Genomic DNA, 26,857 nt, shown 5'->3' with positions numbered 1-26,857 from the left:
TCCTATTTTTTGCCATTATCAAATAACTACAGAAAACCGCTCAGCAATTATTTTATCCAATGCTTTCGTATCTGTATCTATCTTATTGTCTGTCACCTTTGCGTAATGCTGTGTGGTCTCAATACGACTGTGCCCCAACATCTTGCTGACCGTTTCAAGCGGTACGCCATGGGAAAGTGTAATTTCTGTCGCATAGGTATGACGGGCTGCATGGAAGACCAGCTTACGTCCTATACCGCAAATTTCGGCGATGCGTTTCAAATAACGATTCAATGAACTGTTGGAATACATGGGGAGAAGCTTTCCTTCAGGAGCCATATCGCGGTATTTTTCAATAATATGGAACGGCAGTTCCATAAGCGGTATTTCAAAATCCACACCGGTTTTCTTGCGAGAACTCCTGATCCACCAGGTACCATCTTCCGCGAGAGAAAGATTTTCATTTGTCAGCAGACACATGTCGCTATAGGGAATACCCGTATAACAGGAAAACAGGAACATATCTCTCACATGATAAAGAATCTGATCATGGAGAGGTGTTGTCATAATCCTATTCAATTCTTCGGAGGTGAGATATTTCTGTTCCGGTTTCGGATGTACCGGTTCATATCCGACAAACGGGAATACTGTTATTATACCGTCAGCAATAGCTTCTCCGACAATTGTTTTCAGTTGGACGGTAAGATTGACTATTGTGCCTGAAGCCAGACAACATTCCGTACGTAGGTACAAGTCATATTTTTCAATGAAGGAACGGTCCAATGCGGCAAAAGGGATATCTGACAGCTTATATTGCATCTGTAAAAAACGTACCAGATGATTGTAAGAATTGCGGTAAGCCCTCAAAGTCTTTTCCGTACGATTGATCCCAACACGTTTTTCGAAATTTCTAATGAAAAGTCTGAAATAGCTTAATAGGGTTTCCTGTTCCGAAGCCATACCCAAAAGTTGATGCTTTACATCCTCTGCTGTTACATCCTCACGGATTGCAGATTGTTCCGCAAAGATGCCGAGCGCGGCAGCTCGTATTTCATCCAGTCTGTTGTTTATGTCTCTTGCCGCAACACTTTTTCCACACGCCCGTCCGGATGACCACAATGACTGTGGCACACGAAACTTGACACTGAATGCTGTTTCAGAGTGCTTGCCGACAATAAGCCGTGCCATCACGGGACAGTTTCCCCTGGCATCCGCCTCGCTCTTTTTAAGGTAGAACGAAACCTTTACATCTGTCTGATTCATAACCTGTTCCATTGTTTGCAAAATTAATGGAGACAGAGTTGATCATCGGCATGTTAAATATCGTCAGACATCGACAAAGTTATCATCATTGACTTACAGAACCTATATTTTTCATATCTCAAAAAAAATAAGTACCTTCGTTAAGCCAAAATGATGAAACTGCGTTCTTTACGGTCGGAACAGGAAGGATTTTCAAACAACTCCATGCAACCGGAATGGGCAACGGATAGGTAGCAATTTTTCTGCTTAACTATTCAAAAACGGCTTCAAAGCACACTTTTACGAATGTGGAATAATGCTGCATATATCCCTGAAAACCCAATAGTTTACATTATTCTTCCTTAATCCATCCGAAATCGGGCGAGTTTCTCTATCTTTGCATAACATTTGAGAAAAACGGCGATTGGCAGGAGCTTTTCGCCGCCAACATATAGGATAAGACCGCAAGGCGTTTCAAGCGAAAATCTGGTAAATTGGAACTACGGAGACGATTGCGTGATGCTTATGCTATGCTTACGCATAGCGTGCATTCACGTACTCTCCGTAAAGGCTTTACCAGAGCCATCGCTTGAAGGTAGTGTGAATTGCACGCTACTTTTTTACCCTTGCCTAACGAAAGGAAACGATTATGGGTAAAGTTCAGATTCTCGCCGTACTGACGATGGACGGATGTCTTTCTTCAGAGTTATATGATAAAGCACATCAGGATTTGTGCCTTGACCGTTGCGGTCTTGATGAAATCAGGAAGAAAGCCTTTTACCGTGTGACACCGGACTATTCCATTTCAATGCTGCACGAATGGAGAAAAGACTGCACAAACATCCGTTACCTCGCGGAAGCCACACCGGACACGGCAGACTATATAAACGGACTGCTGCGTATGCGTGTGGTGGATGAGTTTATCCTTTATACAGTTCCTTTCATATCCGGGACAGGGCGGCATTTCTTCAAGTCGGCACTTCCCGAAACACGCTGGACACTTACCTCGCAAAAGAGCTATCCTAACGGGGTATCCCGTAACATTTACACACTTACGGAAGTCATGAGGTAGCAAAACTGTTCTGTCTGCAAACATTTTAGGTTCCGCTTAATGAAACAATGTTCTGAAAAAGAACATTTTAAGATAGCCTTAATTCATGCCGGATAAAAAATATTAAATTTTATCACTCTGAAAATCAGCACATTCAGAAATCTGTGTCGGATTTTCTGCTTTTTGGTCGCGCTTTTTGCCAATACTATTCATGTGCGCATACCAAAAACAGAGTGTAAAATTTCAAAAAATGACAGGACATGAATTATTTTCTACTGGCGGAAACCGAGTTTTTCCGTCTGATAAATGAAGCCGGTGCCTGCAACATAGAAACGGCATACACGGCTTTCGCCACCCAAGTGATCGAGCTGTGCAACGGCAACGCGGATATAAACCGTACCATCATCGCATTGGCTTACATAGAAATCGAGTTGCAGCACCATCCCGTGCGCAACCTTTCTGAAGAAAGAACGGAGATTGCTACTTATATCAGCAAGGCTCTCTCATTCGTGAGGAGAATGCAGAAGTTCCTTGCCGCTCCCCAAGTGCCACCACTAATCCCTATCCACACATCCTCAACGAACACAACAGAAAGCTCTGCCTCACCACTGCAATGGACGGGCAACGCCATCGACCTCGTGGAACTGATCTACGGCATCAACGAGATGGGCTGTATCAACAACGGTGAAATGCCACTCAAGCAGCTTGCCCCGCTGCTTTACAAGATATTCGGTGTCGAAGCAAAGGACTGTTACCGCTTCTATATTGACATCAAACGCCGAAAGAATGAGAGCCGCACCTATTTTCTTGATAGGATGCAGGAGAAACTGAATAAGAAGATGCTACGTGATGAGGAACTGGAGCGCATGAGAAAATAAACACATAAATTCTCAAAAGCAACGGGCGGAACAGGTGTCAAAACTTGCTCCGCCCGGTTCCTTTGTCATCCGTCTGCCCGGTTATTTCTGTTGCAACAGATGTTTCAGGTTATCGTCGTTCGCAATCCGTTCCAGCTCGTCCTTAACAATCTGCTTCACCTCCTCCTTGATGCGCCTGTAATTCTCCTGCACCGTTTCTTTCATGCAGTCGTTGCCGTCCTCGTCCGTGAAGTCGGTAATGACGGGTATCTTCTTGTAGGCTTTCTCCTCCCGTTTCACTTTCTCTGCATCCACGACAATCTCACAATGAAAAATCTTCTGCTCGATACGCTCGTTGAAGTTGTCGGACACCGAACCGACAAACATTCCCTGCGTCAAGCCAGAAATCTTGCTCGGTGGGATAAGCGAGTCCATCTGCGTGTTGATGGAGGTGGAAACATCCTGCCGGTTGATGGAAATAGACTGCCGCTTCTGCAATACCTTACCGAAGCGTTCTGAAAGCGTCTTGGCAGTTTCACCCACCACCTGACCGGAGAAAATATTGCCGACGGTGTTCATCACGACCTTCGCTTCGCGATCACCATAGTCGCGTACCAACTGCGAGAAATCCTGAAAGCCCAGACACACAGCGACCTTGTTGCTTCGCGCGGTGGCGATAAGGTTGTCCAGCCCCTTGAAGTAGATTGTTGGCAACTCGTCAATGATGACAGACGACTTCAGCATCCCTTTCTTGTTGATGAGCTTCACGATACGGGAGTTATACAGACCAAGTGCCGCGCCGTAAATGTTCTGACGGTCGGGATTGTTGCCCACGCAAAGAATCTTCGGTTCTTCGGGATTGTTGATGTCCAGTGTAAACTCGCTGTCCGACATGACCCAATAGAGCTGCGGGGAAATCATCCTCGAAAGCGGGATTTTCGCCGAAGCAATCTGTCCCATCAACTGCTCCGCAGCCCCTCCGAGCCACGCATCCATAAATGGTGAAAGGTAGTTCTCCAATTCCGAGTAAGAGGTCAGAATGGGAAAAATATCCTCATAACGGCGGTTGAGAAACTCAATGGCATGGGGAAACGTGCAATACTTTCCGTTTTGGTAGATTTTGAGATACCATATAATACTGGCAAACAGAATTATCGGGGATTCCACAAAGAAGTCGCCCTGCTTTTGCACCCACGTTTTGTTGAGATTGAGCATTATGGTATAGGCACTCTCGTAGGCATCCGTAATATCTTCCATGAAATCCGGATGAATGGGATTGCAACGGTGTGAGCGTCGTGGATCATCGAAGTTGATTACATAAAACTTCGGCTTCACCTTGTAGCCCTCCGGGTGATTAAGCAGATGGTTGTATGCAATGGTAGAAAGGTCGCTGAACTTAAAGTCATACACATACATGGAAAAGCCCTTTTCAATCTGCTGCTTGATGAAATTATTTACCACTGCGTAAGACTTGCCGCTGCCCGGTGTGCCTAATACGATGGACGCACGAAAGGGATTCACCACATTTATCCAGCCGTTGTTCCAACGCTTCTTGTAGTAGAACCGTGTCGGCAGATTGACCGAATACTCGCTTTCAATAAGCCTTGTTTCCTGCATGAAGCTCTCGTTCTCGTTGTTGAACACGTCGTCCATGAGGTTGTGTTTCAAGAGGCGGCTCATCCACAGACCACCCATCAGCAGACAGACATACCCCGTCCCGATAGTCAGTATATACAGCCCCGTTACCGCTTCTACCGGCAACGGCAGAGCCAATATCCACCAGTTGAGGAAAAACAGCACGAAACCTACGGCAAGCACCGTCCATATCTTGCCCCAAGTGATTTTCTCACCCTTCACGCCCTTTGTTCCTAAACAGGACAGGGCAAGCAGAAGGACTGCAAACAGTTTCGTGTAGAGGATGGAACGGAACAATCCAGCCGTGCGGTTGAAGTTCATCAGAATCCTGTCCACCACGCCGATGTCCACGCCCCATAGCCGTGTGGCTTCATAGCAGAACCAATACACGTTCATTACCACTAAAATAATACTCACGGCACGCAGAAAATCCATGATTTTCGCCAATGCCCTCAAATCGTCTTCTTGTTGTGACATACATTGATATTGTTTGATTGTTGATACTTTGATTGCTTACATTCCCAAGCCTTTGCGCTTCTTCTTTTTCTTCTTGCGCTGCATAGCCCGGATGAAGGCTTCCTCCTCGGCATCCACCGCCGGGCCTTCGGTAGTGAACAAGCCCATGCCGTCCCAATCCTTTCCGTGTTCGGAAACAGAAAGACTTGGCGTTTCCTCATGTCCTTCCGGGGTAATGGAAAGCGGAATCGGCTGCTGTCCGGCGTATGGCAGCGTGAAGTGTTCCTGCAAGGCGTTGGCGGAAAGTTCCCTGCCCATGCGCGAACCGTTCAGCACACATCCCGTGCGGTGGTCGATGAACGTGGCTCCGTAAATGCGCCCTTCCTCCGTGCAGCGCAGCACGGTGTCAATGCCTTTCTCTTTGAGCGTATCAATGAACTTCTCCTTATCATACGTGTCTTGCAGCACGGAAAGGACGGTGCGTTTCGTCATGTCGGCAAGTTTTCTGTCTTTAATCTCCGCCTTTGAACGGGCAAACTTTCGCTGCGCGGCATCATAGCCGACGGACTTCCCGAACAGCGAAGACTTGAAAGGATTGCCGACCTTGTTGCCCCTGTCGTCCGTAACGGAATAGACCAGCCCGTTATATTCTCGTCCGCGCACGTTGCCCCGCACTTCCTCCACCGTCATATTATATAAGGAAAGGAGGGCGCGGTATTCGCCCATCGTCTGGAAGCGGTAACGGCGGTTTAGTTCCTTAACCACATTTCCCACCTGTTTCTTCACATCGCCAGCCGAAGCATCCACCTTATGCAGCGGCATATCAGTACGGCGGCTTTTCCGTTCCGCATCGTGCAGTCCGTATTTTCGTTCCAGTTCACGGGTTATCTGCTTACTCCGGTAAAAGTTATTTCGGGTGTCAATGCTCCTGCCGCTTTCGTCCACCCGTACCGTCACGATATGAAGGTGGTGGCGGTCGATGTCCTCATGCTTGAAAACGAGGTAAGGCTGACCACCGAAGCCCATCTTCTCCAGATACTCTCGTGCGATGTCCTGAAGCTCCGTATCGGTCAGCACATCGTCAGGATGGGGATTGAGCGAGATATGCACTACCGGTTTTTCCACCTTCGACCGCACGGGCATCAGAGCGAGAAAGTCCTCCATCGCCCTATGGATGTCCACCGTTCCCGTGCCGTCATTGTAGATGCGGCTGGTTGTCAGAAGCCGCCCTTTCGCCTCGTTGATCTTCTCCCCGTTGTAGGCAAGTGCTCCGTACAATGAAATTCCTAAACTGATTTTTGCGACCATTTTGCCTCCAGTTGAGTTTCACCCTTCTTCAAACGCGACTCGGCAGAGTCCAAACAAGTTTGGCTCTGCTCTCGCTGCTCTTTTAGTTCTCTTGAAAGTTCCACAATCTTACGACTCAGTTTCACGAGTTCCACGGTCTGTTGTTCCAACTTGTAGAGCAACGCCATCGCCTTTTTCTCGGAAAAATGCAGCCTCAGTTCCTTCACCACTTGGTTGTAGTTCGTGCCTATCGCGCGGAACTGCGCATGAAAATCGGACAGTCTGGTGTAATAATCCACCAGCGTCTTGTCCACTTTCAGTACCTTGAACGGTTGCCCGAAGAAGTGCGCTTTCAGGAAAACCGACTTGGCGTAAACGCCCGACTTCTCGAACATGACGAGGAAACGGTTGTGTTCCTCCTCGCTGAAACGGACGGTGTAGCGGAACACCGCCGGGTCGAGTTTGGGATTTCTCCCGCCTTTCTTTCTTCTTTTTTCACTCATATTACTTTGGATTTAGCGGTTTAACGGCATAAGCCGCCGCTTCATGGCACAGACACCGTAGGTTTGAGAGGCTTCCCGACTTCGGAGGGTAAGCCCGCCCCCTGCAAGGGCAAGGCGTTTTCAGGGATGCTCAAAATGTTTTGAGCGGCTGAAAACATACCTTGCTATGTTCAGGTGAACATAAAAATCCGTCGGGGACGGATTGGGGATAATGCCTTTCAAACTCCGGGCTGCGCCACCTGCGGCGTACCCTGCCGTTCGGGTGCAAAGTTACGCCCTTAAAGCGATGTCGGACAGAGGCTTGACCCGGACAATCGGTGCCAACCGGCGCAACGTGCTGCCACTTGCCGGAGAAGTGATACAAGTTCCAAAATATCATTGTTTATTTGCAGCATGATTCAAGGAACAAACGATTTGAAGATATGAAAAACGGAACTTCCAAATACCCGGCAAACCGCTTCGGCGGAGGTTTGCAAAACCGAATATCCGCATCAGCGGATACCCGGTCTTACAACAATGCGGTGATTCAAGCATTCAATGACTTCATGACGCAATGCCGTCATTCACCGGTTATCCGGATACGGGCTTCACCCCTGAAGCGGATACGTGCTGAACCGCCCTGATAATGATTTGCGGACGCGGATATGTAAGCCACCGCTCCCGTACAGGAACAAGAAAACAATTCATCAACAATTAAAAACAATAGAACAATGAGTAATGAAATCTTCGTTGCATTCGCAACACAAAAGGGAGGCATCGGCAAATCGACCGTCACGGCACTTGCCGCCAGTTACCTCCACAACATGCAAGGTCATAATGTCGCCGTCATAGATTGCGACGCCCCGCAGCACAGCATCCATGAGCTGCGTGAACGTGAAACGAAACTTATCGACGAGAGCCTCTATTTCAAGGCACTCGCGTGTGACCACTTCCGCAAAATAAGAAAGAACGCCTATCCGGTCATTGCAAGCGATGCCCTCAACGCCCTTGACGATGCCGAAAGGATGCTTGCCGAAGAAGAAGTGAAACCGGACATCGTGTTCTTCGATATGCCGGGAACGCTGAAAAGCAACGGGGTTGTAAAGACCCTCTCGCAGATGGACTACATCTTCGCGCCCATGAGTGCCGACCGCTTCGTCGTGGAAAGCACCCTGCAATTCGCCGTGATGTTCCGTGACAACCTCATGACGACGGGACAGGCGAAAACAAAAGGGCTGTACCTGTTCTGGACAATGGTGGACGGCAGGGAGAAGAACGGCCTGTACGACTTGTACGAGGATGTGATTGCCGAAATGGGGCTGTCGGTGTTGTCCACCCGCCTGCCCGACAGTAAGAAGTTCCGGCGCGACCTCTCGGAAGAGCGCAAGAGTGTTTTCCGCTCGACCATCTTCCCGATGGACGCATCCCTGATGAAAGGCAGCGGCATCCGCGAGTTCTCGGAAGAGATTGCCGGCATCATCAAACCGCAATGACTATGGGCAGCAGGAAAGTGAACACCGAAGGCATCGACGAGGAACTGTTGATAGCCTCCATCGGCAGACGCAAGCAGGACGGGACCCTGTACCGTGCGCAGGAGCCGCCCACACCTGCCCACGCAGAGGAAAGCGTCCCGGAAACGGAACAGTCCCCCGTGCCGTCAAGGGAGAAGCCGCCGAAAGACAGCGGACGCCGCAAACGGCAGGAAGATGACTATTCCGGTATGTTCCTCCGCCGCAACGAGATAAAGACCCGCCAGTGTGTCTATATCAGCCGCGATGTACACAGCAAGATCTTGAAAATCGTGAACGACATCGCCGGACGGGAAATCTCGGTAGGCGGCTACGTGGACACCGTGCTGCGCCAACATCTGGAACAGCACAAGGAGAAAATAAACGAATTATACAAAAAACAACGTGAAGATTTAATCTGAATATGGAAAAGAAACAAGAAAACGGAAGCCCGCAGCAAAATAGCGGGAGTATGCTTGCACAAGTGCAGGCGAGTGTGGAAATCCTGTCGCCCATTCCGGTAAACGGCAAATGCGGCGAGAAGGACTACCTGCGGCTGTTCATCCGTGAACCCGAAGTAAAGGCTCGTGAGGGAAAGATGGCGTATGTGCGCCCGGAGTTCCACGACCGCATCATGCGCATTACCCGCGTGATCGGGCATGACAGGCTGTCGCTGTCCGCCTATATCGACCATGTGCTTGCGCATCACTTCAAGCAATGCGAGGATGCGATAAAGAGCCTGTACGCCCAAAATTACAATTCAGTATTTTAACCATCAAAAGAAACAGACATGAAAAGAAAGAAGAATGACTATCGAGCCTTCATGAAGAAATCAGGCTTCAAGGCAAGGGAGGGAAAACAAGTGTACATCAGCAAGGAAACCCATGACAAGATTGCCATGCTTGTCCGCTGGTTGGGTGACGGGGAAGTTACAATCGCCGACTTCACCGAGAACGTGGTACGCGAGTTCCTGTGTACACACCGTGACGAGCTGAACCGAATGTTGAACGCTGTCCCCAAAGAACTATGAACATGACCATCATTCTCCTGACCGTATCGGTCGGCTGTAACCTCTGGTTCCTGTTCCTGCTGCTCTATGACCGCATCATGGACACTAAGATTGTCCGCTTCTTCCGCAATCTTGCCGGACTGTGGCGGGCATTGGACTGCAAGGTGGCAAAGCAGGAAACGACAACAGAAACGCCGCCCGAAGAAGTACAGGACATCATCGGCAAGAGCCGTTTCAAAATGGCTTCAACCCGGACAACCGCTGCCATACCGGTGCCACAAACTGCCACTTTGGAAAAAGGCATTGAACTGTCGGAGGAAGACGCTACTTTTGACGACGGAAACGCGGAAACCGCCTCACGCCCGGCACAAGTCCCGGAAGACAAACTTGATGAAACCTTCACAAGCATTCCGCCTTCGGAACTGGAGTACGGGGAGGATGAACCGGAAGAGGGTGAACCGGATTCGCCACGGGCTTCGGGCAGCAGTTTTGACGAGATTGACAATGCGGTCAGGACAGCCAAGAACCCGGAAGCGACAGAGAAAGAATGTGAGAAAGCGGCAAAGGTTTTCTCCGATATGGAAGGAACGGAACTGTACGACAAACTGATGTCAGGCTCGACGGAACTGAGCATCCGCATCAAGGGACTGATTGAGGTCAGACTCAAAAAGCCGAAGAAAGAGTTTACCGTACCTGACAACATCGAGGACTTCGACATCCGCGACTATGTATAACGACTAAAAAAGAAAGGAAATGAAAAAGTAGAATGACATCACCACAGGCGCACGGCGGTACAAGGTACAGCCAACCCGCAACGGACACGCCCGAGTCCGTGGAAACAAACAGGCAAACCACTAAACCAAAGTAAAGTAATCAAGTATCAACCGCCCGACAAAGGACTATCCACCCTTTCGACGGCACAAAACAAGAACAGTTTATGAAGAAGAACATCTTGAAAAACAAAAGAGCAATCCTCTCAACGGCACTCGTCATCGCCGCAACCGCCTCCGTCTTCGCGCAGGGAAACGGACTGGCAGGCATCAACGAAGCCACCTCTATGGTCACCAGTTATTTTGACCCCGGCACGAAACTCATCTACGCCATCGGCGCGGTGGTCGGTCTTATCGGAGGTGTAAAAGTGTATGGCAAGTTCTCGTCCGGCGATCCCGACACAAGCAAGACAGCCGCCTCATGGTTCGGAGCCTGTATCTTTCTGATTGTCGCCGCCACTATCCTGCGCTCATTCTTCCTTTAATACGCAATGTATGGCTGAATACCCGGTAAACAAGGGGATCGGCCGTCCGGTAGAGTTCAAGGGTCTGAAGGCACAGTACCTCTTCATCTTCTGCGGAGGTCTGCTGGCACTCTTCATCCTGTTCGTCATCCTCTACATGGTCGGTATCGACCAGTGGATATGTATCGGCTTCGGCGTTGTATCGTCCTCCGTCCTCGTATGGCAGACCTTCGCGCTGAACGCCCGGTACGGCGAACACGGGCTGATGAAGTTGGGAGCGGCACGGAGCCATCCCCGATACCTGATCAACCGGCGGCGAATTACCCGATTATTCAAACGACAACGAAAGGAAGAAACGACATGAGGAATACATCCAAAATGACAACACTGGAAAACAAGTTCCCGCTATTGGCTGTGGAGCATGGCTGTATCATCTCCAAAGATGCCGACATCACGGTGGCCTTCGAGGTGGAGCTGCCGGAACTTTACACCGTGACAAGCGCAGAGTACGAGGCGGTACACGGCTGCTGGTGCAAGGCAATCAAGGTACTGCCCGACTTCTCTGTCGTGCATAAGCAGGACTGGTTCATCAAGGAACGCTATCAGCCTGAGCTGCAAAAAGACGACATGAGTTTTTTGAGCCGTTCTTTTGAACGTCACTTCAACGAGCGTCCCTACCTGAAACACACCTGCTACCTCTATCTGACCAAGACGACGAAGGAGCGTAACCGGATGCAGAGCAACTTCAGCACGCTGTGCCGGGGGCATATCATCCCGAAGGAACTGGACAAGGAAACCGCCGGGAAGTTCATGGAGGCGGCCGAACAGTTCGAGCGCATCATGAACGACAGCGGACTTGTCAGGCTGCGCCGTCTCTCCACCGACGAGATTGTCGGCACGGAGAAGACAGCCGGACTGATAGAACGTTACTTCTCGCTCATGCCCGAAGGCGACACGACCTTGCAGGACATCAACCTCTCGGCAAGGGAAATGCGCATCGGCGACAACCGCCTGTGCCTGCACACCCTCTCCGATGCGGAAGACCTGCCCGGCAAGGTGGCGACCGACACCCGGTATGAACGGCTATCCACTGACCGCTCGGACTGCCGCCTCTCCTTCGCCTCACCCGTGGGGCTGCTGCTCTCCTGCAACCACATCTACAACCAGTATGTGATTATCGACAACAGCGAGGAGAACCTTCAGAAGTTCGAGAAGTCCGCAAGGAACATGCAGTCGCTCTCCCGCTATTCAAGGAGCAACAGCATCAACCGCGAGTGGATAGACCAATACCTGAACGAAGCCCATTCCTACGGGCTGACATCGGTACGGGCACACTTCAACGTCATGGCGTGGAGCGATGATATGGAGGAACTGAAGCACATTAAGAACGACGTGGGCAGCCAGCTGGCAAGCATGGAGTGCGTACCGCGCCACAACACCATCGACTGCCCGACACTCTACTGGGCGGCGATGCCCGGCAACGCGGCGGACTTCCCGGCAGAAGAGAGTTTTTACACCTTCATCGAGCAGGCTGTATGCCTGTTCACGGAGGAAACCAACTACCGAAGTTCACTCTCGCCCTTCGGCATCAAGATGGTGGACAGGCTCACGGGAAAACCGCTGCACCTCGACATCAGCGACCTGCCGATGAAGCGGGGCATCACCACCAACCGTAACAAGTTCGTATTGGGTCCTTCGGGCAGCGGCAAGTCGTTCTTCATGAACCACCTTGTGCGCCAATACTACGAACAGGGCACGCACGTGGTACTGGTGGACACTGGAAACTCCTATCAGGGCTTGTGCGAGATGATACGGCGCAAGACAAACGGGGCTGACGGCGTGTATTTCACCTATACCGAAGAGAAGCCGATTTCGTTCAACCCCTTCTACACTGATGACTACGTGTTTGACGTGGAGAAAAAGGACAGCATCAAGACACTGTTGCTGACACTCTGGAAGTCGGAGGATGACAAGGTGACGAAGACGGAAAGCGGCGAACTGGGCAGTGCGGTAAGTGCCTACATCGAGCGTATCAAGGCGGACCGGAGCATCGTTCCATCGTTCAACACCTTCTACGAGTATATGCGCGATGATTATCGCAAGGAACTGGCGCAACGAGACATCAAGGTGGAGAAGTCCGACTTCAACATCGACAATATGCTCACCACCATGCGGCAGTATTACCGGGGCGGACGCTACGACTTCCTGCTCAACTCCGAAGAGAACATTGACCTACTGGGCAAACGGTTCATCGTATTCGAGATTGACAGCATCAAGGAAAACCGCGAACTGTTCCCGGTCGTGACCATCATCATCATGGAAGCCTTCATCAACAAGATGCGCCGTCTGAAAGGCGTACGTAAGCAACTGATCGTGGAAGAGGCTTGGAAGGCATTGTCATCGGCCAACATGGCTGAATATCTGCGCTACATGTACAAGACCGTCCGAAAGTATTTCGGTGAGGCGATCGTGGTGACGCAGGAGGTGGACGACATCATTTCCTCGCCCGTGGTCAAGGAGAGCATCATCAACAACTCCGACTGCAAGATTCTTCTCGACCAGCGGAAGTACATGAACAAGTTTGACCAGATACAGGCGTTGCTCGGACTGACGGAGAAGGAGAAGTCGCAGATACTCTCCATCAACATGGCTAACAACCCGTCAAGGCTCTACAAGGAGGTGTGGATAGGTTTGGGCGGCACGCAGTCGGCAGTCTATGCCACCGAGGTGAGCGCGGAGGAGTATCTGGCGTACACCACCGAGGAAACAGAAAAGGTGGAGGTGTACCGTCTGGCGGAGCAACTGGACGGCGACATCGAAGCCGCCATCCGTCAGCTTGCCGAAAGAAGGAGAAACAAAGAATAACCGATAAACAGATGTAACGAAACAATGTAAGACAGAATCATTCATCAACAAAAAAAGAAAAGAACATGAAGATAACAAAGAACCAACTGCTGCTCATGGGCAGCTGCATGATAGGACTTGCAAGTATGATGCTGCAAGCCTGTACGGAACCGGAAGACACGCGCACGATGCTGTGCGGGAATTGGGAAAGCGTGGAGGGAAAGCCCGACGTACTTATCTACAAGGAGGGCGAAGCCTACAAAGTAACGGTTTTCAAGCGTGGCGGACTTAGCCGCAAGCTCAAGCCGGAAACCTATCTTTTGAAAGAAGAGAACGGCAACCTGTTCATGAACACCGGCTTCCGCATCGACGTGTCCTACAACGAGGCGACGGACATCCTGACCTTTTCGCCCAACGGGGACTATATCAGGGTGAAACCGCAGCCGGAACATCCGGTAAACGAACAATAACCAATAATATCAACCACTAAATCCAAAGAAAGATGAGAACAAGAATGACAATGATTATCTGCCTCTGCCTGCTTGTCGCGGGCAAGGCAAGCGCACAGTGGACGGTAGTGGACCCGTCCAACATCGCGCAGAGCATCGTGAACACCTCCAAGAACGTGGTACACACCTCCACGACCGCCCAAAATATGGTGAAGAACTTTCAGGAAACGGTGAAGATTTACGAGCAGGGCAAGAAGTATTACGACGCTCTGAAATCCGTGAACAATCTGGTCAAGGACGCCCGCAAGGTGCAGCAGACCATCCTGATGGTGGGCGACATCACCGACATCTACGTGACCAGCTTCCAGAAGATGATGCGTGACGACAATTTCACGGTGGAGGAACTCGGAGCCATCGCCTTCGGCTACACCAAACTATTAGAGGAATCCAACGACGTGCTGACGGAACTGAAGAACGTGGTGAACATCACCACGCTATCCATGACGGACAAGGAGCGTATGGACGTGGTGGAGAGCTGCTACTCCAAGATGAAGCGTTACCGCAACCTCGTGAGCTACTACACCAACAAGAACATCAGTGTGAGCTACCTGCGTGCGAAGAAGAAAAACGACCTTGACCGCATCATGGGGCTGTACGGGAATGCCAACGAAAGATACTGGTAGCCTATGGATTTCGACAACCTTCACCAGATACTTCGCTCACTCTACGAGGAGATGATGCCGCTGTGCGAGGACATGGCGGGCGTGGCGAAAGGTATTGCCGGATTAGGCGCGCTGTTCTACGTCGCCTACCGGGTATGGCAATCGCTGGCGAGAGCCGAACCGATAGACGTGTTCCCCATGCTACGCCCGTTCGCAATCGGCCTGTGCATCATGTTCTTCCCGACGGTGGTATTGGGTACGATAAACAGCATCATGTCGCCTGTCGTGCAGGGTACGGCGAAGATGCTGGAGGCAGAAACGCTGGACATGAACCGATACCGGGAGCAAAAGGACAAACTCGAATACGAGGCGATGATGCGCAATCCCGAAACCGCCTACCTTGTGTCAAACGAGGAGTTTGACAAGCAGCTGGACGAATTAGGCTGGTCGCCGGGTGATATGGTGACGATGGCGGGGATGTATATCGAGCGCGGAATGTACAACATGAAGAAGGGCATCCGCGACTTCTTCCGCGAGATACTGGAACTGATGTTCCAAGCCGCCGCCCTCGTGATAGACACCATCCGCACCTTCTTCCTCGTGGTGCTGGCGATACTCGGTCCGATAGCCTTCGCCATATCGGTGTGGGACGGTTTCCAAAGCACGCTCACGCAATGGATATGCCGCTACATACAGGTCTATCTGTGGCTGCCAGTGTCGGACATGTTCAGCACCATACTGGCGAAAATCCAAGTGCTGATGCTGCAAAGCGACATCGAGCGTATGCAGGCAGACCCGAACTTCTCGCTGGATTCGAGTGACGGGGTCTATATCGTATTCATGATTATCGGCATCATCGGCTATTTCACCATCCCGACGGTGGCGGGTTGGATCATCCAGGCCGGTGGCATGGGAAGCTACGGGCGCAATGTGAACCAGACAGCAGGCAAGGCGGGTGGATTCGCCGGAAGCGTGGCGGGTGCCACCGCAGGCAATGTGCTGGGACGTGCCGGGAAGCTGCTGAAATAACAATCCGGATGAGATTGTCAAGGTAGCTGCAAAGACTGGCTGAAGGTAGCTACCTCGACCGCCACAAGGTAGCTACCTTGACAGAACATCCGTAAGACAACATATTTGACAATAAAAAACGAATAAACAACAATGGAATTCAAATCACTCAAAAACATTGAATCATCGTTCAGGCAGATACGTCTGTTCGGTATTGTCTTCCTCTCGCTGTGCGCCGTGATAACGGTATGGAGCGTGTGGAGTTCCTACCGCTTCGCGGAGAAGCAGCGGGAGAAGATTTACGTGCTGGACAACGGCAAGTCGCTGATGCTGGCGCTCTCGCAGGATTTGTCGCAGAACCGCCCGGCGGAGGCAAAGGAACACGTGCGCCGCTTCCACGAACTGTTCTTCACGCTCTCGCCCGAAAAGAGCGCGATAGAGCATAACGTGAAACGGGCGTTGCTGCTGGCGGACAAGAGCGTGTACCACTACTATTCGGACTTCGCCGAGAAAGGGTATTACAACCGCATCATTGCCGGGAACATCAACCAAGTGCTGAAGGTGGACAGCGTGGTGTGCGACTTCAACGGCTACCCGTATCGTGCGACAACCTACGCCACGCAGAAGATCATCCGGCAGAGCAACGTCACCGAGCGCAGCCTCGTGACCACGTGCCGCCTCTTGAACTCGTCCCGCTCGGACGACAATCCCAACGGTTTCACCATCGAGGGATTCACCATCATCGAGAACAAGAATTTACAGACCATCAAAAGATAACGGACATGAAGAAAATCAGGAAATCATTTTGGAGTGCTTATTGGAAACTCCATGACAAAAAGAAAATGCTGGTATCAAGGCTAAAGGGCTATCTGGACGGCTTGCCCCCGAAAACACGCAAACGCATCGTGCTGACGATGCTCGCCGCCTTCGCAATGCTTGCTCTCTACACCTTCGGCAAAGCCGTCTATGACATCGGCAGAAATGACGGCAGGCAGTTGGTGAAAGACCATGCCGGACAGGTGGAGCTGTCCATTAAGCCGGAAAACAATCACAACGTAATACCTCATTTATATGGAACAGACGAAGAATGAACAAAAGAACGAAAACAAGGCGGCTCCCGGCAATGAAAAACCGAAAAAGGAGCGCAAGCCGCTGACCGAAGCCCAACGGCTGAAACGTCAGAAGATGATAGTGCTGCCCGCTATGGTGCTGGTGTTCATCGGGGCGATGTGGCTGATATTCGCACCGTCCTCCGACAAGAAGCAACAGCCGGGAACGGGCGGTTACAACATGGAGATGCCCGATGCGGACAAGGCGAACCGCCAGATTATCGGCGACAAGGTGAAAGCCTACGAGCAGGGGGCGATGGAGGAACGGAAGGAGAACCGCAGCCGTGCCATGCAGCAGTTGGGCGATATGTTCGACCGTGAGGTGGCTGAGGTGGACGGTGGCAGGGACTTCGATCTTGCCAATCCCGGAGGTACTGAGGAAGCGGAGAAATCCGTACCGAAGGCCATACAGTCCTCCGCAGCCGCCTACCGTGACCTCAATGCCACGCTCGGCAACTTCTATGAGCAGCCGAAGAACGACAACGCGGAGATGGACGAACTGCTGGAACGTATTTCCTCATTGGAATTAGAACTTGAAAGTGAGAAAGGAAAGTCGTCCTCTATGGATGACCAAGTGGCTCTTATGGAGAAGTCCTACGAACTGGCGGCGAAGTATATGGGCGGTCAGAACAACGGAAAGCCGGAAACGGTACAGTCACCAGAGCCTTCTCCCGTACAGAAAGCGGGAAAAGCAGGGAAGAACAGGGCTGCACCTGTCAGGCAGGTGGCGCATCAGGTGGTGTCCTCGCTCGGACAGCCGATGAGTAATGCCGAGTTTGTCGCATCTTTCTCGCAGGAGTGTAACCGCAGTTTCAACACGGCGATAGGCGGCACGACCGTATCGGACAAGAACACCATATCGGCGTGTGTCTATGGAGCGCAGAGCGTGACGGACGGGCAGGCGGTCAGATTGCGCCTGTTGGAGCCGATGGCAGTGGCGGACAGAATCATTCCCCGCAACGCGGTGGTGGTCGGCACGGCAAAGATACAGGATGAACGGCTCGACATCGGCATCACGTCGTTGGAATATGACGGCACTATCATTCCGGTGGAGTTGGCGGTGTATGACACGGACGGACAGCCCGGCATCTTCATTCCGAACTCGATGGAGATGAATGCAGTCAGGGAGGTTGCCGCCAACATGGGCGGCTCGTTGGGCAGCAGTATCAATATTTCCACCAATGCCGGGGCGCAACTCGCCTCCGATTTGGGCAAGGGGTTGATACAGGGTACGAGCCAGTACATCGCCAAAAAGATGCGCACGGTCAAGGTGCATCTAAAAGCCGGGTACAAGGTCATGCTCTACCAAGATAGAGATTGAGAACCAATAAAGACAATCAACAACCAAAAGAAATCGATCACAATCAAATTTTCAATTACCACTAAAATCCAAAGTAAAATGAGAAAAGAAATCATGATGTTTGCCCTCGCTATGGGCATCGCAACTGCCAACGCGCAGGAGAAAGTAACCGTTGGAGAAAACAACGGCAGTGAGGAACAACCGACCTTGACAAAGGAAGTCTATCCGCAGAAAGAAGCGGACGGCGACCTGTATCACGGGCTGACAAAGAAGCTGACTTTCGACCGCATGATACCCCCGCACGGGCTGGAGGTAACCTACGACAAGACTGTCCATGTCATCTTCCCGGCAGAGGTGCGCTACGTGGATTTAGGCTCACCCGACCTGATTGCGGGTAAAGCCGACGGTGCCGAGAATGTTATCCGCGTGAAGGCCACCGTGCGCAATTTCCCGAATGAAACGAATATGTCCGTGATAACGGAGGACGGGAGTTTCTACACCTTCAACGTGAAGTATGCCGCCGAACCGTTGCTGCTCAATGTGGAGATGTGCGACTTCATCCATGACGGGGAGAAGGTGAACCGCCCGAACAACGCGCAGGAAATCTATCTGAAAGAACTGGGCAGCGAAAGTCCGATGCTGGTACGTCTTATCATGAAGTCCATCCACAAGCAGAACAAGCGTGAGGTGAAGCATATCGGCTGCAAGCGTTTCGGCATCCAATACCTGCTGAAAGGCATCTACACGCACAACGGGCTTCTCTATTTCCACACGGAAATCAAGAACCAGAGCAATGTGCCTTTCGATGTGGACTACATCACATGGAAAATAGTGGACAAGAAGGTGGCGAAGCGTACCGCCGTGCAGGAGCAGATCATCCTGCCGCTCCGTGCGCAGAACTACGCCACCTGCGTGCCGGGGAAGAAGAGCGAGCGCACGGTATTCACGATGGCGAAGTTCACCATTCCCGATGACAAGTGTCTTGTGGTGGAACTGAACGAGAAGAACGGCGGCCGCCACCAGTCTTTTGTGATTGAGAACGAGGACTTGGTACGTGCCAATACCATCAATGAACTTCAGGTGCGCTGACCATGAGAAAGTACATCGCAATCATCATCGCGTCGCTTGCCCTCTTTGCAGGGCAGGCGCACGCCCAGCGATGCCTGCCGAAGATGCAGGGCATCGAGGTCAGGGCGAACATGGCGGACGGCTTCAAGCCCGGCGGCAACAATGGCGGGTACAGCTTCGGGGCGGCTCTTTCCACCTACACGAAAAAGGGGAACAAATGGGTGTTCGGCGGCGAATACCTGCTGAAGAACAATCCCTACAAGGACGGTAAGATACCCGTGGCGCAGTTCACGGCGGAGGGTGGTTACTACTTCAAGGTGCTATCCAGCCCCCGCAAAATCGTATTTGTCTATGCAGGTGCTTCGGCTCTTGCCGGATATGAGTCGGTGAACTGGGGCGAGAAGGTGCTGCATGACGGCTCCACGCTTCATGACCGGGACGCTTTCATCTATGGTGGTGCAGTGACGCTTGATATGGAGTTTTATGTGGCCGACCGTATCGCCCTGCTAGCCAACCTCCGGGAACGTTGTTTGTGGGGAGGCGATACGAAGAAGTTTCATACACAGTGGGGCTTGGGTATCAAGTTCATCATAAACTGACGCACCGCATGGAACGGACGGAAATCGAAGCCATGAGGCAGATACCCCTGGCAGACTTTCTTGCACGGTTAGGATATGAACCTGTCCGAAGAAGCGGAAACGAGCTGTGGTATTGTGCCCCTTATCGCAATGAGCGTACTCCATCTTTCCGCGTGAATGTGGCAAAACAACTATGGTATGACTTCGGTTTGGGCAAGGGTGGCGACATCTTCACGCTTTCCGGGGAGTTTATCGGAAGCGGGGACTTCATGGAACAAGTGAAGTTCATAGCGGAAACCGCCAATATGCCTATGCCTGCTTCCGATGTGAGAAAACCCGCCGTCCTGCCTAAACCTTCCGAACCTGTCTTTGAGGGAGTGGAAGCCGTCCCACTGCATCGATCCCCACTGACGGACTATCTGGCGGAACGGGGCATTCCTTACGCTGTCGCATCAAGCTACTGCTGCCGACTGAATTACGGAGTGCGTGGCAAACGGTATTTTGCTGTCGGTTTTCCGAACGTGGCGGGCGGTTATGAGATACGCAGCCGCTTCTTCAAGGGATGCGTACCGCCGAAGGATGTGTCGCTGGTCAAGGCGGAATGCTTTCCGACTGACGTGTGCAGCGTCTTCGAGGGTTTCATGGACTTTCTCTCCGCTGCCACGCTCGGATTGGAAACGGGCGACTGCCTTGTGCTGAACTCGGTTGCCAACGTGGAAAAGGCAATGAGGGATCTGGACGGTTACGGGTGTATCGACTGTTATCTTGACCATGACGAATCCGGACGGCGCACGTTGGAAACGCTGAAAGGACACTACAAGGAACGTATCAATGACCGTTCCGCACTCTATGACGGTTGCAAGGACTTGAACGAGTACCTGCAACTGACAACGAAAAAAGAATTGAACAATAACTCAAAAATCAAAGGACAATGAACATACTGAACAACAGAAACAAGAAAAACTCAATCTTCAAGGCGTTGGCACTCTGCCTGTTCGCCGCCCTGTCGCTCACCGTCGTATCGTGTGATGACGACATGGACATCCAGCAATCCTATCCGTTTACGGTGGAAACCATGCCCGTGCCTAACAAGGTGACGAAGGGGCAGACGGTGGAAATACGCTGTGAACTGAAAAAGACGGGCGACTTCGCCAATACGCTCTACACCATCCGGTATTTCCAGTTTGAGGGAGACGGTACGCTGGAAATGGACAACGGCATCACCTTCCTGCCCAATGACCGTTATCTGCTCGAAAACGAGAAGTTCCGACTGTACTATACGGCAAAGGGGAACGAGGCTCACAACTTCATTGTGGTGGTGGAGGACAACTTCGGCAACTCCTATGAGCTGGAGTTTGACTTCAATAACCGAAACGTGAAGGACGACGGGATTATATCGGTTGTTCCCATCGGGAATTTCAAACCCATTATGCGATGATGCGTGTATTCATGGCTATCCTCTGTTCGCTTATGGTGGTCTGTTCTGTGTCCGCACAGATCAGCCGCAATAAGGGAACGGACGGACAGGCGGCTATCTATCGGCTGCCACTATTCGAGAGGGCGGTGCGCTGTACCAAATACTTTGAGGGCTGGCACTCGGAGAAACACCATCCATATGTGGGATACGGGCATAAGCTGTTGCCTGGCGAAAGGTATTCGGCACGCACCATGACGAAGCGGGAGGCGGACGTGCTCCTGCGGAAAGACCTTCGGAAGTTCTGCGCAATGTTCCGCAAATTCGGGAAAGATAGTCTGCTCCTTGCCACGCTTGCCTACAATGTCGGTCCGTACCGGCTTTTAGGAAGCAAGAAGATACACAAAAGTGCGCTGATACGAAAGTTAGAGGCGGGCGACAGGAACATTTACCGCGAGTATATCGCTTTCTGCAACTACAAGGGCAAACGCCACGCCATGCTGCTTAAACGGAGAAAGGCGGAGTTTGCGCTGCTGTATGAACCGTAAATGACTGACAAAACGACTGCAAAAGGCGTGCTATATTCAAATTGGCACGCCTTTTGTTTAATCGTAAGTGTCCAAAAATGACTACGAGGACGATAAAAATTCAGTCTAAAACTCAAAATATAGCGATCATGAAATTGGATATTTCATTTAAGTTGTAGATTGAGTTTTCTAAAAAGAAGAAAACTCAATCAAAAAAATCCTTTTCGCCCTATGACAAGGTGTAGCTTGTGATTAGCATACTGTCTTTGATTGTAGGCTTCATAGCATTATTTTGAAAAAGAGAATATTCTTCAGGGAGTAGGCAAGCATACTCCCTGTTTCTTTTATACATTATCGCAGATTGAAACAGCGGTTTCTTTGCTACTTTCTTTGCCCGCCATCATGCTCATGAAAGAAAGTAGGCGGCTTTTCGCCGCCCACCTCTTAAAATCGGGTGTAAAGTCCCGTTACCATTGTGAATACGTCCTCCAGCATATCGCAATATATCCCCTCATGCGTTTCTATGTCTTTTGTCCTGCTCTCGAATGTCTTTTTGCTGAACGTCTTGCGGTAGAAACGCATATTGTAGAGGTCTGCCCCTCCGTCATAAATGATGTCAAGGCGGTTCGCGCTTGTCTTGTTCCTCGCAAGGCTCATGCGTAAGCCGTTGCCCATGTCTATGAAGTCCTTGCTTCCCGTGATGACGGCAAAGCGTCTGCCGCCTATCTGCTCTAAAATTGTCTTTGCTATCATGTCCGTTGTCTTTTAGGTATGGTATGTAGGCGGTGCGGACACCGCCTACACATTCAATATTCCGTTATTTCGGCAATGGGTGTCCGCCGTTGCAGCCACTCCTTCACACATTCCATGTTGTACTCGCTCGTTATGACTGCCGTATGGATGTCAGTGGCGGTAAAACGTGTGCTCTCGTAGTCTTCTATCCATCCTTTCAGGGTATCAACGCCCCACGCTTCGGCATCGTCAAATATGCCGTCCAAAATTGTAATAGGTTCGCTGAACTTGACTATCAGCGTTTGGTAGCCTGCTTCATTCATCGCTTGTCCTCCTTTCCTTGCTTGTTATTCAACCATTTGTCCCGTGCGGCTCTGCACTCGTCCAATGTGGGTTTCACACAAGCGAACAATTCTCCGTCCATGTGGCGGTAGTCGTACTGCACAAGCGTCCGCTTGCGTCTGCCGATACCCGTTTGGAATTTCTCATACTTCTCCGTTCCTGCCTCTATGCAGGTGCTTACTCCGTTGATGGTCATTCTTGTTGTCATAATCGTGTAGGGTTAAAATTCAACAATCAGTAATCTGTTCTCCATGTGTTTGCTTGCATCCGATGCAAGCCGTTGTTTCAGCCAAAAGTGGTTGCGTCCATAGCCGTAGGCGAAGAACTTGTCAAAGTCCGTGTTTTCGGATAACTGCCGTATGGCGGTCTTGAACTCGCTCCCGTTCCTTGCGAACACGGCTGTGTTCACAAGGTTGATGAGCAACATCGGGATTTGGTCGTCCCATACGCTTACCATGCTTTCAATTCTTACTTCCATATTGTTAGGTATTATAGGTTGATGTTATGCCACGTTCATCCGTTGTTGTATCAGTCCGGCATTATCCTCCACAAGTCGGATGATGCGGTCGTGGTACTCGGTGTTGGAGTTGCACACCCCTCTGCTCTGTACCACTTTCAGCGTTTTCAAGGACACTTCCACGGTTTCTATGCGCTTGCCATCAATGGTTGCGGAAAGGATAAGGGAGTCTGCCTTATTGTGATAGCCACCCACGCAATGGTGCATCAGCCGTCCCTCGGTTTCCATTTCCTCCACGCTCTCTATGACTTTGACAAGGATAAGGTTGTCGGAGAATACAAGCCCGAAGAACATTCCTTTGGCTTTCAGATAGTTCTTCTCGTTCTCTATCATCTTTCTCCGTTCTTCCTCGCTTCTCTCACGCTCCCTTTGTCGGTTGCGCCTTACGACCAACTTGTCGTGTTCCGCTTTAAGGTCGGCGGGGCAAACATACTTCGGGCAGTTGGTGTCCTTGCCGAAATGTCGCAGAAGGTCTATGGTGTCTTTCCACATTGAGCCGTCCGAAATGGTGTAGCCGTTGCGGATGCAAATCTTGATGGAGTTCCAATACTGCCCCATGTCAAAGGAACTGCGGATGTAGTGGCGCAACATGGGATATTGTCCTGCCTTCAAAAGCGTTTCGGCTCGGCTGTCGGAAAGGATAGCCGTGAAAAGGTCATAGGGCAAGATGTTGTGGCAGTCCCCCTTGAAGCCGTTGCGCTTCAGTTCGGGGATAAGCCTTGTTGTCGGATAAGTGCAGATAGGGTCTATGTCGTATGCCCCGAATTTCTTGTTGCCACGGATTTCCATATCGCTCCATTCGTTCCATAGGTCGCAGTAGAAAAGGCTCTGACAACGTAACCTTGCCACGGTCTCCGTCTTGCCGTCGGGTGCAATCCATCGTTGGACCACCTCGCTGATGTAATACTTGGCAGGCTGGCACACCTTCCGTTTAAGATGTACTGCGAAGAAACGGATTACTTGGAACTGCTTGCAGGTCGTGATGACGGAGAAGTATTCCATATCCTTGAACACTCGCTTTCGGGTGTCAAGCACTTCAAGTTCTTTTCCGCAATGGGGGCAGGTGCAACCGCATACGCTCTCCGCAAGCGGGTGTTCGCTTTTCCATCGGTGTCCGCACTCGGTACAAGTGAGGATGCCGCCTTTCGTTCTGTGGGCATAGTGCTTGAAGCAATGCTCAAATGCGTATGCCGTCTGTTTCTCGGTCAGTTCGGGCAGTCTGCGGATTAACTTGGCTACCTCTTTCTGTATGCGTGTCCTCGGTTTCATAACATATCAAATAATGAGGGTTCTTGAATAGGTTGTGCGGTCGCTTTGGTGGCGGTTCTCGGCTTGTTGCGGTTTTGCAACCTGCGGACTTCCTCCTCTTGGTATTGCCGTATAGCCTTCTGACGTGCTTCCGCCTTTTCCTCTGCGGTGAGTTCCACCACATGGTTCACGGCTACCTGGCATTGGATAGGCTTGCCCACCTCTATCTCGTTCTCGTCATAGTAGTGTACGGCTTGTCCGTAAATCTCCCCGTCCGTGAAGCCGTTGCAACCGCTCTTCTGCACATAGTTCAGAATGTAGGTAACACAATCGTCTATGTTCTTGGCTGGGTTGCGGTAGTTCTTGGCAAAGAGCACATCTTCCGCCGCACGTTGCTCCAAATACATCTGTATCGTTCTCTTGAAATGGTCTGTTCCTTTCATATCGCTTTCGTTTTTAGATTGTCTGTTTCAGTATCTCTCTCCAATAGGTAGGCTCTACCTCGCTCAACAGGAAATCCATAAAGTCTTTCCGTGCGTCCTTGTTCAGTTCGTGGTAGAGTTCACGGAATACGGATATGTTGCCGTTGATGTACGTTTCCACCATATACTCGAAGATGTTGTCCACCTCGTAGTATCTGCATTGCTGCGCTGCTGTCCTGCTGCTTCTCTTTGCCATGTCGGTAAGGGTTAAAGGGTGAATAACCAAAGAATGAAGCCGAAGAAGGCGATTGTGGAAAGGATAGCCACGATTATGCCTATCGCCACTCGGAACACTCCGTTTACTATCTCTTTGACGATGCTCCAAAGGATGCCGAACACCCCAAAGGCGGTGCGCATGATTAGGGTGCATATAGCAATACCCATGTACTGCGCTGTCTGTCTGATGTCTGCCGTTGCTGTCATATACGTTCATTTGTCAAGTTCCACGATGTTGTCAATCCTGCCGTAAAGGAAACTGCGGAGTGCGGTCTTGTCGGTTGCCTTATATTCCGTCCAATGTCCGTACTGCTTTACGATGTAAGTTCGGAGAATGTCGGAGAAGTCAAACCTCCAGCCTTGTAAGGGAACTGCACTTTTGAAATAGGTGTTGCTGTTCACTTTTTCGGTGAGCCAATCCTTTTCCTCTCGGTTCATCTGTCCTCCGTTGTTCAGTTTCTCACGAAGAATGTAAACCTTACTGCCTTTCAGTGCTTCCAGTGTCGGCACTTCCCAAGCCACGAATTTTGTTGCTATTGTTGTTCTCATATCCGTTTTGTTTTTGATTTTTTATTTTTTAATGCGGATTCAAGAGCTGAGGGAGTTGAGTTTCAAACTTTCTTATCTGCCTCTTGTTTATCCGACATTTTTTTTAATGCGTCTTTCTGTCGCATCGGTCGTTTTCGTTTCGGGTGCTTAACAAGGTAGGGATTAGGGATTGCAAGGTTTTTCGGAAAAATACTACCCGCAGGGCTGGAGATTTTTCCAGAAAACAGGAGGCTTGACCTTGCATTCCCGTCCAATCCCGTAATTACCTTTGCGCCCAGAACGGAAATGACAGCCTGATGCGGCTCACTGAAAGGCGCGGAAATGGAGGTAAACGGAAGTAGAGGCAGATTAGACTGGAAAATCTCGAAAAGAAAATCCGTGAAAAGAGAAATCTCCGACAAAAAGAAAGAGCATAGCCGGTAGCGTGAAACCGGGCAAACCACCTACAAGGAAGTATGGTTTTGTCTGTCTGGCCAAACGTGTTTGGTCGGATGGATAAAACCATACTTCCCGGTTTGCCTGCCGTGAGTGACGGCCTGTTCCATTCATGGATCGGGTGGTCAGACACGGCTTTCCGCTTACGGCTTAAAGGAACATCGAAAAAGAAAAATCGTCAGAACCCCGTAAAAGCACCTCTTAGGCATAAGTACAAAAGAAATGGGCCTTGCTTCATCAGTCTAAACAGTCGTTTAGGCGTGAGGCAAAACCCTTTTCTCAACTTATGCGGTAGTAGGCACACGTTCGTTCAAAATTCTTTTGGGCGATGGTGTGCCGACGGATAAATCAGCTTTTACGGAAAATATGAATAAAAAACAGGTGGAATACTTCAAAAGTCCCAATTAAAATCGCTACCTTTGCATACGAAGAGTTCTTTGAAGGTTACGCAACGCGCAGAAGAATAATGCAGTAGATAACTTACTAATTCGTAACCTATTACCATAATGAGCAACTAATACACGCTCATTTCCAATAGAATACACTCTTTTGGTAACTTCTAATCTATAAATGTCGCAAATATGTTTCATATCTTCCTCCCTGTTGATGATAGCCTGATAGATATCTTCGTCAGTCA

At 50.6% G+C, this 26,857-nt stretch carries 36 protein-coding genes; 22 read left to right on the top strand and 14 right to left on the bottom strand.

The annotated features are described in order from the left end of the window. Positions 1-18: 18 nt before the first annotated feature. Positions 19-1,242: a site-specific integrase gene (locus tag H9625_RS09325; RefSeq protein WP_151940036.1), complete on the bottom strand. Its 1,224-nt coding sequence runs from the start codon at positions 1,240-1,242 to the stop codon at positions 19-21. A gap of 628 nt (positions 1,243-1,870) precedes the next feature. On the opposite strand from H9625_RS09325, the gene H9625_RS09320 reads away from it, so the two are divergent. Both H9625_RS09320 and H9625_RS09315 read left to right on the top strand, forming a co-directional pair. Continuing rightward, positions 1,871-2,293 (top strand): dihydrofolate reductase family protein, encoded by a 423-nt coding sequence (locus H9625_RS09320; protein WP_172725565.1) that lies wholly within the window; start codon positions 1,871-1,873, stop codon positions 2,291-2,293. 239 nt (positions 2,294-2,532) lie between these two features. Continuing rightward, positions 2,533-3,150 carry an RteC domain-containing protein gene (locus H9625_RS09315; RefSeq protein ID WP_151878034.1) on the top strand — a complete coding sequence of 206 codons (618 nt, stop codon included), beginning with the start codon at positions 2,533-2,535 and terminating at the stop codon, positions 3,148-3,150. Between the two features lie 81 nt (positions 3,151-3,231). Here the strand turns inward: H9625_RS09315 and mobC are convergent, their stop codons facing one another. Genes mobC through mobA form a run of 3 tightly spaced genes read right to left on the bottom strand, consistent with a single transcriptional unit; the run spans position 3,232 to position 7,010 of the window. Further along, a complete protein-coding gene (mobC, locus tag H9625_RS09310; protein ID WP_151878035.1) occupies positions 3,232-5,241 on the bottom strand; it encodes a conjugal transfer protein MobC in 2,010 nt (669 codons plus the stop codon). Between the two features lie 36 nt (positions 5,242-5,277). After that, positions 5,278-6,528: a conjugal transfer protein MobB gene (gene mobB, locus H9625_RS09305; RefSeq protein ID WP_151878036.1), complete on the bottom strand. Its 1,251-nt coding sequence runs from the start codon at positions 6,526-6,528 to the stop codon at positions 5,278-5,280. Beyond that, complete coding sequence (gene mobA, locus H9625_RS09300; RefSeq protein ID WP_151878037.1) at positions 6,507-7,010, bottom strand: conjugal transfer protein MobA; 504 nt, start codon at positions 7,008-7,010, stop codon at positions 6,507-6,509. Before mobA ends, mobB begins: the two co-directional genes overlap by 22 nt. 422 nt (positions 7,011-7,432) lie before the next feature. Between mobA and H9625_RS09295 the strand changes: the two genes are divergently transcribed. The 20 genes from H9625_RS09295 to H9625_RS09200 all read left to right on the top strand — a co-directional run bounded on the left by H9625_RS09295 (position 7,433) and on the right by H9625_RS09200 (position 21,720). Beyond that, positions 7,433-7,633: a hypothetical protein gene (locus H9625_RS09295; RefSeq protein WP_151878038.1), complete on the top strand. Its 201-nt coding sequence runs from the start codon at positions 7,433-7,435 to the stop codon at positions 7,631-7,633. A gap of 87 nt (positions 7,634-7,720) precedes the next feature. Further along, the gene (locus H9625_RS09290; protein ID WP_191764040.1) at positions 7,721-8,482 is read left to right on the top strand and encodes a ParA family protein; all 762 of its coding nucleotides are present in this window, start codon (positions 7,721-7,723) and stop codon (positions 8,480-8,482) included. Positions 8,483-8,484: 2 nt separating this feature from the next. After that, positions 8,485-8,919 (top strand): DUF3408 domain-containing protein, encoded by a 435-nt coding sequence (locus H9625_RS09285; protein ID WP_151878040.1) that lies wholly within the window; start codon positions 8,485-8,487, stop codon positions 8,917-8,919. Between the two features lie 2 nt (positions 8,920-8,921). Next, on the top strand, positions 8,922-9,269 hold the full coding sequence (locus H9625_RS09280) for a DUF3408 domain-containing protein (protein WP_151878041.1): 348 nt from the start codon (positions 8,922-8,924) through the stop codon (positions 9,267-9,269). Positions 9,270-9,287: 18 nt separating this feature from the next. Beyond that, positions 9,288-9,527: a DUF3408 domain-containing protein gene (locus H9625_RS09275; protein ID WP_151878042.1), complete on the top strand. Its 240-nt coding sequence runs from the start codon at positions 9,288-9,290 to the stop codon at positions 9,525-9,527. Further along, entirely contained in the window at positions 9,524-10,240 is a 717-nt protein-coding gene (locus tag H9625_RS09270; RefSeq protein ID WP_151878043.1) for a conjugal transfer protein TraD, read from the top strand. The genes H9625_RS09275 and H9625_RS09270 overlap by 4 nt, the downstream gene beginning before the upstream one ends. A gap of 203 nt (positions 10,241-10,443) precedes the next feature. Further along, positions 10,444-10,761, top strand: a complete 318-nt coding sequence (locus H9625_RS09265) for a DUF4134 domain-containing protein (protein ID WP_151878044.1) — start codon at positions 10,444-10,446, stop codon at positions 10,759-10,761. A 10-nt stretch (positions 10,762-10,771) separates the two neighbouring features. Further along, positions 10,772-11,104 (top strand): DUF4133 domain-containing protein, encoded by a 333-nt coding sequence (locus tag H9625_RS09260; protein WP_151878045.1) that lies wholly within the window; start codon positions 10,772-10,774, stop codon positions 11,102-11,104. Continuing rightward, the gene (locus H9625_RS09255; protein ID WP_151878046.1) at positions 11,101-13,605 is read left to right on the top strand and encodes a TraG family conjugative transposon ATPase; all 2,505 of its coding nucleotides are present in this window, start codon (positions 11,101-11,103) and stop codon (positions 13,603-13,605) included. Before H9625_RS09260 ends, H9625_RS09255 begins: the two co-directional genes overlap by 4 nt. Before the next feature lie 65 nt (positions 13,606-13,670). After that, entirely contained in the window at positions 13,671-14,054 is a 384-nt protein-coding gene (locus H9625_RS09250; RefSeq protein ID WP_151878047.1) for a DUF3876 domain-containing protein, read from the top strand. A gap of 32 nt (positions 14,055-14,086) precedes the next feature. Further along, complete coding sequence (locus H9625_RS09245) at positions 14,087-14,716, top strand: DUF4141 domain-containing protein (protein ID WP_151878048.1); 630 nt, start codon at positions 14,087-14,089, stop codon at positions 14,714-14,716. A 3-nt stretch (positions 14,717-14,719) separates the two neighbouring features. Further along, a complete protein-coding gene (gene traJ / locus H9625_RS09240) occupies positions 14,720-15,724 on the top strand; it encodes a conjugative transposon protein TraJ (RefSeq protein WP_151878049.1) in 1,005 nt (334 codons plus the stop codon). A gap of 132 nt (positions 15,725-15,856) precedes the next feature. Then, a complete protein-coding gene (traK, locus tag H9625_RS09235) occupies positions 15,857-16,480 on the top strand; it encodes a conjugative transposon protein TraK (protein WP_151878050.1) in 624 nt (207 codons plus the stop codon). Between the two features lie 5 nt (positions 16,481-16,485). After that, a complete protein-coding gene (locus H9625_RS09230; RefSeq protein WP_151878051.1) occupies positions 16,486-16,794 on the top strand; it encodes a TraL conjugative transposon family protein in 309 nt (102 codons plus the stop codon). Further along, on the top strand, positions 16,775-18,133 hold the full coding sequence (gene traM, locus H9625_RS09225) for a conjugative transposon protein TraM (RefSeq protein WP_191764038.1): 1,359 nt from the start codon (positions 16,775-16,777) through the stop codon (positions 18,131-18,133). The genes H9625_RS09230 and traM overlap by 20 nt, the downstream gene beginning before the upstream one ends. Positions 18,134-18,211: 78 nt before the next feature. Continuing rightward, positions 18,212-19,201, top strand: coding sequence for a conjugative transposon protein TraN (gene traN, locus H9625_RS09220; protein ID WP_151878053.1), 990 nt, complete (start codon positions 18,212-18,214; stop codon positions 19,199-19,201). Between the two features lie 2 nt (positions 19,202-19,203). Next, complete coding sequence (locus H9625_RS09215) at positions 19,204-19,779, top strand: conjugal transfer protein TraO (RefSeq protein WP_151878054.1); 576 nt, start codon at positions 19,204-19,206, stop codon at positions 19,777-19,779. 8 nt (positions 19,780-19,787) lie between these two features. Continuing rightward, positions 19,788-20,693, top strand: coding sequence for a toprim domain-containing protein (locus H9625_RS09210; RefSeq protein ID WP_151878055.1), 906 nt, complete (start codon positions 19,788-19,790; stop codon positions 20,691-20,693). Next, a complete protein-coding gene (locus tag H9625_RS09205) occupies positions 20,690-21,196 on the top strand; it encodes a DUF3872 domain-containing protein (RefSeq protein WP_151878056.1) in 507 nt (168 codons plus the stop codon). The genes H9625_RS09210 and H9625_RS09205 overlap by 4 nt, the downstream gene beginning before the upstream one ends. Then, positions 21,193-21,720, top strand: coding sequence for a glycoside hydrolase family protein (locus tag H9625_RS09200; protein WP_191764036.1), 528 nt, complete (start codon positions 21,193-21,195; stop codon positions 21,718-21,720). The genes H9625_RS09205 and H9625_RS09200 overlap by 4 nt, the downstream gene beginning before the upstream one ends. Positions 21,721-22,143: 423 nt before the next feature. Here H9625_RS09200 and H9625_RS09195 read toward each other — a convergent pair whose 3' ends face one another. The 10 genes from H9625_RS09195 to H9625_RS17715 form a co-directional block, all read right to left on the bottom strand. Continuing rightward, entirely contained in the window at positions 22,144-22,452 is a 309-nt protein-coding gene (locus tag H9625_RS09195; RefSeq protein WP_117681660.1) for a hypothetical protein, read from the bottom strand. 53 nt (positions 22,453-22,505) lie between these two features. Next, positions 22,506-22,754, bottom strand: coding sequence for a DUF6956 domain-containing protein (locus H9625_RS09190; protein ID WP_117681661.1), 249 nt, complete (start codon positions 22,752-22,754; stop codon positions 22,506-22,508). Continuing rightward, positions 22,751-22,981 (bottom strand): DUF3873 domain-containing protein, encoded by a 231-nt coding sequence (locus H9625_RS09185; protein ID WP_117681662.1) that lies wholly within the window; start codon positions 22,979-22,981, stop codon positions 22,751-22,753. Before H9625_RS09185 ends, H9625_RS09190 begins: the two co-directional genes overlap by 4 nt. 12 nt (positions 22,982-22,993) lie before the next feature. Beyond that, the gene (locus H9625_RS09180; protein WP_117681663.1) at positions 22,994-23,251 is read right to left on the bottom strand and encodes a hypothetical protein; all 258 of its coding nucleotides are present in this window, start codon (positions 23,249-23,251) and stop codon (positions 22,994-22,996) included. A gap of 24 nt (positions 23,252-23,275) precedes the next feature. Further along, on the bottom strand, positions 23,276-24,559 hold the full coding sequence (locus tag H9625_RS09175; RefSeq protein ID WP_117681664.1) for a PcfJ domain-containing protein: 1,284 nt from the start codon (positions 24,557-24,559) through the stop codon (positions 23,276-23,278). Continuing rightward, positions 24,556-24,981 carry a PcfK-like family protein gene (locus H9625_RS09170; protein WP_117681665.1) on the bottom strand — a complete coding sequence of 142 codons (426 nt, stop codon included), beginning with the start codon at positions 24,979-24,981 and terminating at the stop codon, positions 24,556-24,558. The genes H9625_RS09175 and H9625_RS09170 overlap by 4 nt, the downstream gene beginning before the upstream one ends. 13 nt (positions 24,982-24,994) lie before the next feature. Next, the gene (locus H9625_RS09165) at positions 24,995-25,216 is read right to left on the bottom strand and encodes a hypothetical protein (protein WP_117681666.1); all 222 of its coding nucleotides are present in this window, start codon (positions 25,214-25,216) and stop codon (positions 24,995-24,997) included. An 11-nt stretch (positions 25,217-25,227) separates the two neighbouring features. Further along, positions 25,228-25,443, bottom strand: a complete 216-nt coding sequence (locus H9625_RS09160; protein ID WP_117681667.1) for a hypothetical protein — start codon at positions 25,441-25,443, stop codon at positions 25,228-25,230. A gap of 6 nt (positions 25,444-25,449) precedes the next feature. After that, a complete protein-coding gene (locus H9625_RS09155; RefSeq protein ID WP_117681668.1) occupies positions 25,450-25,785 on the bottom strand; it encodes a molybdenum ABC transporter ATP-binding protein in 336 nt (111 codons plus the stop codon). A gap of 848 nt (positions 25,786-26,633) precedes the next feature. Then, positions 26,634-26,857: hypothetical protein (locus tag H9625_RS17715; protein ID WP_225226388.1), on the bottom strand; the 224-nt coding region annotated here is incomplete at its 5' end.

The organism is Phocaeicola intestinalis (assembly GCF_014837065.1).
Lineage (GTDB): Bacteria > Bacteroidota > Bacteroidia > Bacteroidales > Bacteroidaceae > Phocaeicola > Phocaeicola intestinalis.
The sequence above is the reverse complement of the archived record's forward strand: the minus strand, read 5'-3'. Positions and strand labels throughout refer to the sequence as shown.